We start from the raw sequence: 1,226 nt of genomic DNA, 5'->3' as shown, positions 1-1,226 counted from the left end.
GGTAGGTTCAATGGATCGTTGCAACACCTTCCTATTAATATCGAATGAGGGAGGGTTGGCGAATGGCACAAATGGGACGGCCGGGGCTGTCGCCAGAAGGCAAGTCCGAGGTTTGGCGGCGGTGGCCGGCAGGTGATCGTTTCTTGGTATCGGGAAGGCGCTAGGCAAGACTGCAGGCTCGATCTACGGCGTGATCCGACTATGCGGAGGGTACACCCCTGCTGCTCGTAAGCGGTCGTTGCGAGCATTGACTTTGAGTGAACGTGAAGAGATCTCGCGTGGCATCTCGGCTGGACTTTCAATTCGAGCGATTGCCCGCCAGTTGAACCGCGCGCCTTCCACGATTTCCCGTGAGATTGCGCGTAACGGCGGAACGGGCCACTATCGAGCTCTGGGAGCGGATGAGCGAGCCTTGCAGGCTGCTCTGCGACCCAAACGCTGCCTTCTGGAGCAGAACTGGCGCTTGCGCTATGCGGTCGAGCGTAAGCTTTGCCGCGAATGGTCTCCAGAGCAAGTGAGCGGTTGGCTTAAGAACCGATATGCCGATGACGAGGCGATGCGCGTGTCTCACGAGACGATCTATCGCAGCCTGTTTGTGCAAGCGCGCGGCGTTCTGAAGAAGGAACTGCAGTATCACTTGCGGACCCAACGGAAGATGCGTCACTCACGCTCGTCCAGCACGAAGGGCGCTCGCAATAAGATTGCTGACGCGGTTTCGATTCACGAGCGACCACCTGAATCTGCTGACCGTGCGGTGCCTGGTCACTGGGAAGGAGATCTCGTCAGTGGTGCAAACAATACTCATGTCGCCACTTTGGTTGAGCGGCGCTCGCGGTTCACCATCATCGTCAAGGTAAAGGGAAAAGACACGGTGAGCGTTGTGGCGGGCCTGAAGCGCGAGGTTAAGCGGTTGTCGCAGCATCTACGCAAGTCGCTCACCTGGGACCGCGGCATGGAGCTGGCGAACCACAAAGACTTCACGATCGCCACGGACGTGAAGGTCTACTTCTGCGACCCGCGAAGTCCTTGGCAACGTGGTACCAACGAAAACACGAACCGACTCCTGCGTCAGTACTTGCTCCACGGTACGCAACTTGATCAATACTCGCAGGCAGAATTGAACAAGATCGCAGCGCGGCTCAATGAAAGGCCCAGAAAGACATTGGGCTTCATATCTCCGGCCGATAGACTGCGCGAGGCTGTTGCAGCGACTCATTGAACCTACC

The 1,226-nt window shown here is 57.6% G+C and carries 1 pseudogene; it reads left to right on the top strand.

Going from position 1 to position 1,226, the window contains the following annotated elements:
- Positions 1–62: 62 nt before the first annotated feature.
- Positions 63–1,219, top strand: a pseudogene (locus ACV22V_RS32355) (IS30 family transposase).
- Positions 1,220–1,226 lie beyond the last annotated feature (7 nt).

Source organism: Burkholderia sp. AW33-5 (assembly GCF_053427615.1).
The sequence above is the reverse complement of the archived record's forward strand: the minus strand, read 5'-3'. Positions and strand labels throughout refer to the sequence as shown.